Genomic DNA, 6,910 nt, shown 5'->3' with positions numbered 1-6,910 from the left:
TTTAGTAGACAAGACAATCTATCCACGGAGCGTCCTGTGACCAAGGGCGCTGTTCAAGTCCCCTTCGGCTACGCCTTCGGGGACTTGAACAGCCATCACACTGTCAACAGATCGCTAAGATAGTACAATTTATTATTATTGCTTATCAATAGTCCTTAAATTGACACTCTTTGTGGACACCTGCAGACAAAGCAGGGGTAAGTCAATGATGACACGGTGCGCTAGAATCTTGCTGGCAGAATGCCACCAGGATGGCGACGCTACGACGAATGCTGCAATCGCCCATCAATAAATCATCGAAATAATCCAAGGTAGAGTCAGGAGTAACGCGAGCAGCCAGTCTCCTGGTCGGAGCCGGCCCCATCCTAACATCATCAGAATGGCGAGCGAGCCAAATGCCGGAATCAGCAGTCTGAACTCAACCTGAAAAAAGCGGATCGAATGGACCGCGAAGCCGACCAGAGTCAAAGTTAGTAGCGCCAGGAGCCACCATCGATCTCGCCCGCTACGCAGGATCGTCACCAGACCTCTTCCCAAGAACACAAGCAGCGCCAACGTGAAGATGGCGGAGGCTGATACTTCAGGAAATCCTCCCCAAAGCGCCTGGTTGGGAACTGCCGCCGAATGGAAGAGATGCTTCGCTGCCGCCCAAGGGTGAAAGAGGGCGCCGCGGTTGAAGGAAGTTACATCAGTCGGACCATAGCCTCCCGCCAAAGGCACCAGATGGCCGTAATGGGTGTAATTCCAGGTCAATAGCGGTATCACCAATGCGATGGCTGTTGCCAGCGCCGTCGCTCGCACCGCCCAAGCCTGCTTTCGGCTAAATCCGACGGGAGCCGACGCAAGCGCCAGCGGTATTAACAGCAGACCCGACAACTTTGCCCAACACGATAAGCCCAGGAGCGCTCCAACCTTGGCCGACAGAATAAGATGGCGGGGCAGGTCGTCCATTTCGGATATCTTCCTCGCTTCGGCAATGGCGACAAGCGACATCAGCACCAGCAGAAGCAGCAGCGCGTCGTTCGTCACCAGAGATGTAAAGTACAATGCAGCCGGGAAATAGAGCAGAAAGACAGCAGCACTGGATGCGATTGCCGGGCCAATGGTAAGTGATGCCAGCCGCATAGCCGCAATACCGGCTGCCAGTCCCAGCAGCGCAGAGAGAATGCGAACGGCATAGAGTCCCTTGCCGGAGACAATTGCCTCACCCCAATGCCAAACAGGTGCTGACAGAAGGTAGTAGAGCGGAGGTTGAAGGAACTCGGCAGTACGATTGCCGGTTCCACCAAGCGACGGTTGATAGACCGGCCAGGTGCCGGCTTCGGTGATATGCCGGATATAATTGAGGTGAAGCGGCTCGTCGTTATAGCCGGGCACGATGCCTTCGGCAGGATAGAGCGGCGTCGTAAGAATGATGCCGACGCGCAGCACAAAGGCAATCCCGAACAGGATCAGCAGGTTATTATAATTCCTGCTCCTCCGCGATTCATCTACGGGCTGTTCCTCACTCTGCATTCTTATTCTTCACTCTTCATTCTCAACTCCCAGGTCTGCCGGAGGAAGTGACGCGCTCCAAAGTTCTCTTTGAAACGCAGCAGGCCTGTCGTCGGGTCGCCCCAAATCGAGGATATACCGAAATCCATCCACTTGAAGCCGCGCTCGCGAGCCCAGAGCAGACTGTGCCAGGTGAGAAACGGCACTGGTTTCAGTTGTACCGACGGCGCTTCGTGCGCCATATAGAACTCGAGCACCACCTGGTCGTTGCAGATGAAGTTCCAGATGCAGGCTATCATCCGGCCCTTATGTTCGACGACCGCCATCATCAACTGCCCGGGAATCAATTGGTGCAGGCGTTCGACTTCCTCGCGGCTGTGCGTCGGGACAACTCCCAGTCCGCGGCGATTCTCCTCGAGGATCTCGTAGAAGCGTTCAAACTCCTCTGTCGTTGGCTCTTCGATGAGGCGGAACCGAAGACCGTGCTGCTCGGCCCGGCGAAAGGCGTTGCGGGTCTTGTTAACGAAGGAGTCGAACATCGCGTCCGGCGGTTTGTCGAGCGGCACGGCCTGAGTCAGTTCGGTGCGGATCACTGCGAACCGGTTCCGCTGGAGAGCGAAATCGAGCATCTGGCCGGCTTCTTCATCGTAGATGATCGGTGGAGGCGTTATACGAATCGCGTTCAAGCCAGCCTCCCGGGCATAGTCGATGAGCGATGCGATGACGTCCTCAAGGTGGTCATACCGAAGTTCCTGCGCCCAGACTGGCCCGCCATAGGAGGCGCCTGGATGCGATACCCAAACCGGCCCAGCCACTTCGTGCCGGATCACGCCCGGCATCAACGCGGCGATATTCCCTTTGCGCCGGATGACAACGTGATGCTCCTCGAACCGGCCTTGCGGATGGTAGTCGAGGAATCTCAGGGAGTGGAAGAGAGTGCGTCCCCGTGCTTCGGCGAGGAAGGTTTCCCATTCGCGCCGGTCACCGATGACCTCGACGCTAACAGGTTGGGATGGAGTCTGGTCGGACGGACGATAATTCAAGGAAGAAACGGGAGGTTAAGGGACGCCGTCACTCAAGTTAGCGATGACAAATGCGCTTGACAAGCGCCTTGGGGGGATGCGATGCTTTCGGGAGCATTGGCGACCTTGCGGAGATCATCTCGGGCGGAGTCGCTTGCATTGCGGAAAGTCGGGTGTTATCTTGTTAATGTGTTCATTTGTTCCCTATATAGGAAGCCCTTTGAAGGCTCTTTATAAGACTATCTATAATATCGTAAAACATAGTCTTATCGTGTCCATTAGCCTGATCGTTCTGACCGGTTTTGGGACGGCTTGTCGGGAGGCACCGAAGAGTCCGGACCTCTCGCCGGCCGCGCGACAACTGGCGGTGGAGGTCGCGGCTTTGGATGCCAACAGCCAGCGAGCCGCGTATCATCTCTATCGCGCCGCCGGGGGGCTGGCAAAGGCGTCGCTTTCGGACACGCCGACGGAAACTACCGGGTCGGGCGGGGTGGTTGGGTCGCTTGAGTCGGCTCTGCCGTTCCTGGACGAGGCCGCTCGCGGCAACACGCTGGAACTGATCCGTCAACTGAAGTCCCCGGGCGGCAGCCCCGAGGCGGACTCCCTCTTTGCCACCATCGTCAGGGCTTTCTTCGGCGATTCGGTCATGGCGCGGTTCATTCTCGCTCGACTCGACGCCTCCGCCACTGACACCTCCGGAATCGAACTTAGGTGGCAGCAGAACCGGATGGGCGGTTTCGAGGGTCTCACCGTTGTCGGGCGTCGTTAAGGCGCGGTCATGCTGAACGTAGTGAAGTATCCGGTCTCTTGAAGCGCGCTGCGTCAATGCCTCTCTACCTGCACGTCGATATGGACGCCTTTTTCGTATCGGTCGAGATGCGCGACGATCCGACCCTGAAGGGACATCCCGCAGTTGTCGGAGGCGGCAGCGGCAACAAGGGGATCATCACCGCGGCCAACTACGAGGCGCGCAAGTATGGCCTAAAGGCCGGGATGACGGTTGTCGAAGCGCGCCGGAAATGCCCGAAGTGCATCTTCGTCCCGATGCACGTTGAGAAGTATATCGACGCTTCGCGCAAGGTATTCGCGCTGCTCGATCGCTTCTCGCCTGATGTAAAGGTGCTTTCGGTGGACGAGGCCTCGGTCGAGATATCGGGTCTCTACCGGCTCTTCGGGCCGCCTGAGGAGATCGGACGGAGGATTCGGATGGCCATTCGCGAAAACGTCAATCTTCCCGCGACGGTCGGCATCGCGTCGAACCGCTTGATCGCCAAGGTTGCCGCCGACCTCGCCAAGCCGGACGGCCTCTCCTACGTCCCGCCCGGCACGGAAGCCGCCTTCCTCAGTCCGCTTCCGGTGAAGGAAATGGCCGGCATCGGACCGGCCACCGAAGCCGCGCTTACCCGGCTCGGCATCACCACCCTCGGACGCCTCAGCCATGCGCCGCTAGACATAATGAAGTCGCACTTCGGCGTGGTCGGAGAGTGGCTCGTCGGAATGGCGAAGGGGGAGTATGTCGGGCGGATGGAACTCGACGACCAGCGCGGCGAAGTCGAGCGCTCGATGGGACACGAGCGGACTTTCGAGGCGCCGCTGACAAACCGCGACGACCTCCGGGCTTGGATCGTGGCATTGGCCGAAATGGTCGGACGCCGCCTCAGGCGAGCGAAATTGGGTGGCAAGGTGTTGACTTTACGCCTGCGATACAACGATTTTGAAACGCTCTCCCATCAATCCGCGCTGATCTACTATACCAACGATGAGCAGGATATGATCGAGGAAGGCTGGCGGCTGCTCGACCAGATTTGGCAGGTCGGTCGCGCTGTCCGTCTGGTGGGCATATCCCTTGGCGGTTTGAAGCCCTGGAGCGAAGTCGGGCGGCAGATGAACCTCTTCTTTGTCCGCGATCCGGTCCGCCGTGAAGAACTCTACAAAGCCCTCGACACCGTCAAGAACCGGTTCGGCGACAAGGCAATTCTGCGGGCGATGGGGCTGAAGTGGCGCGTCCGTCGCCGGGTGATCTCCTTCGGGCATATTCCGCAATAGGGGAGTCGCGACGCTAATCACAGGGGGAGGGTATGCCTCGCCCCAAGGGGGCTGCAATCCGCTCCCAAGGTGGGAGTGAGATTGGCACCTCCATATTATATTCTGCATTTTACATACTGCATACGATGAAACTTTTCCTGTTCGACGGCTCGGCCCTCGTTCACCGTAGTTTTCACGCCTTCAGCAATCGCTCCGGGCTATCGACGCGCGGTCAGGAGGTCGGCATGGTCTTCGGGTTTCTCACCACGCTCCTGATGGTGCTGCGACGCGAGCGCCCCGACCGTCTGGCGCTCGCATTCGATACCGGTGCCCCGACCTTTAGACATATTCGCTTTGAAGAGTACAAAGCGACGCGCGGCCCGCTTGATGAAGGCATCCGGAGTCAACTCCCGATCCTGCATGATCTCCTGGCCTTATTGAACATCCCGCAACTCTCCCTTGACGGCTATGAGGCAGACGATATCATCGGCACCCTCGCCGTCCAGGGTGCCGCAGCCGGTAACGACGTCTTTATTGTAGCCGGTGATAAAGACTTTCTTCAACTCGTGAATGACCGAATACGGGTCTATCGGCTCCCCAACAGCCGTGTGACCGACGTCCCGGAGATCATCGATTCGGTCGGAGTAATAAACCGATTCGGTGTCCCCCCCGAGAGGGTTATCGATGTTCTTGGCTTGATGGGGGACAGCGTCGATAACGTTCCAGGGGTGCCGAAGGTCGGTGAAAAGACCGCCCTCGAACTGGTGCGCAGGTTTGGTTCTCTCGAAGGCGCACTGGAACGTGCTGCTGAAGTCGAACGCCCGGCTCTGCGCGAGAATCTCATCGCCTACGCCGACCAGGCACGACTGTCGAAGGAACTGGTGATCATCGAGACGGCCGTTCCACTCGGAGTCGAGCCCGACGCTCTCCGGATCGGCCCGATGCATACTGCCGCTTCGCGCAAGAGGCTTATCGAACTTGAGTTTCACAATCTACTGAGGCAAATCGAGGCTCTTGAACCGACTCTTGCCGACGAGGGACTATTCCAGGAGGAAGTGTCAGCTGACAATACTACCGATGAGAAGCCGCCTGCCAACTACCGCGCTGTAACCAGTCCTGGTCAATTTTCAGAAATGATCGCTGCGCTCCGGGGTGCCACTCTCGTCTCGTTGGATACAGAAACGACCGCTATCGATCCAATGAAAGCCGAACTGGTTGGGCTCTCGTTTTCGATTCGTCCTGAGGAGGCCTGGTATGTATCGGTTAATCACTTTACCGGTGTTCCGGAAGACTACCGGCCATCGACTCCGGCGCCGACGCTAAGACCCAGGCGCAGTAGGGAGTTGGCTTACATCCTCGAACACCTCATACCGTTCTTCGGTGACTCCGGAATCGCCAAGACCGGTCAGAACCTGAAATACGATACCCTCGTCCTGAAGTGCTATAATATCGAAGTCGAAGGGCTTGCATTCGATGCAATGCTCGCTTCGTTCGTGCTTGACCCATCGGCAAGGCAGCACGGGATCGACGCGCTCGCCGAGTCTCATCTCAACTTCCGAAAGATCCCGACCAGCGACCTGATCGGCAGTGGCACGAAGCAGAAGTCGATGCTCGACGTCCCGCTCGACGCCATCACCCGTTACGCCTGTGAAGATGCCGATATTGCTTTACGGTTGACGCATCACTTCCAGCCCCGACTGAAATCAGAAAGCCTTGATCGACTCTATTACGAGACCGAACTCGTGCTGATGCCGGTTCTGATGCGCATGGAGTTCACCGGACTGCAGATCGACACCGCTTTGTTGGGGCAACTATCGCGCGAGTTTCAAGTCGAGATGGACGAGCGACTTGCGGAAGTGCACGACCTCGCGGGGATGACCTTCAATCTCAACTCGACGCAGCAATTGGCTCAGGTTCTCTATGAGAGACTCGGTCTCCCGGTCGGTCGTAAGACCAAGTTTGGCTGGTCAACCGACGTCGAGGAACTGGAGCGACTCGCGCCGCTCCATCCACTGCCGGCAAAGTTGTTGCGCTACCGACATCTGACGAAGTTGAAGTCAACCTATATCGATGCTCTGCCGCAAATGGTGCATCCCATTACCGGGCGGGTGCATACCAGTTTCAGTCAGACGACTGCAGCAACGGGTCGGCTTGCTTCGACCGATCCCAACCTACAGAACATCCCGATCCGAACCGACGAGGGTGGACGGATTCGGAAAGCCTTCGTCGCCGGAATCCCGGGCTGGAAGATCGTATCAGCTGACTACTCCCAGGTCGAACTTCGCATCATGGCACACTTGGCCGGTGACGAGCGGATGATCGAGGCCTTTCGCAGCGGGAAAGACATTCATCGCGCCACTGCAGCCTGG

General features: G+C 57.9%; 5 protein-coding genes. 3 read left to right on the top strand and 2 right to left on the bottom strand.

All coding sequences use genetic code 11. The features are described from left to right. Nucleotides 1-285: 285 nt before the first annotated feature. Both FJY67_10630 and FJY67_10625 read right to left on the bottom strand, forming a co-directional pair. On the bottom strand, nt 286-1,515 hold the full coding sequence (locus FJY67_10630) for a hypothetical protein (protein ID MBM3329906.1): 1,230 nt from the start codon (nt 1,513-1,515) through the stop codon (nt 286-288). 2 nt (nt 1,516-1,517) lie between these two features. Then, the gene (locus tag FJY67_10625) at nt 1,518-2,537 is read right to left on the bottom strand and encodes a GNAT family N-acetyltransferase (protein ID MBM3329905.1); all 1,020 of its coding nucleotides are present in this window, start codon (nt 2,535-2,537) and stop codon (nt 1,518-1,520) included. A 250-nt stretch (nt 2,538-2,787) separates the two neighbouring features. On the opposite strand from FJY67_10625, the gene FJY67_10620 reads away from it, so the two are divergent. The 3 genes from FJY67_10620 to polA form a co-directional block, all read left to right on the top strand. After that, on the top strand, nt 2,788-3,285 hold the full coding sequence (locus FJY67_10620) for a hypothetical protein (GenBank protein MBM3329904.1): 498 nt from the start codon (nt 2,788-2,790) through the stop codon (nt 3,283-3,285). 38 nt (nt 3,286-3,323) lie between these two features. Then, nucleotides 3,324-4,562 (top strand): DNA polymerase IV, encoded by a 1,239-nt coding sequence (gene dinB / locus FJY67_10615; GenBank protein MBM3329903.1) that lies wholly within the window; start codon nt 3,324-3,326, stop codon nt 4,560-4,562. A gap of 32 nt (nt 4,563-4,594) precedes the next feature. After that, nucleotides 4,595-6,910, top strand: a 2,316-nt coding sequence (gene polA, locus FJY67_10610; GenBank protein ID MBM3329902.1) for a DNA polymerase I, incomplete at its 3' end; no start/stop codon positions are given.

This window comes from Calditrichota bacterium, assembly GCA_016867835.1.
GTDB lineage: Bacteria > Electryoneota > AABM5-125-24 > Hatepunaeales > Hatepunaeaceae > VGIQ01.
The sequence above is the reverse complement of the archived record's forward strand: the minus strand, read 5'-3'. Positions and strand labels throughout refer to the sequence as shown.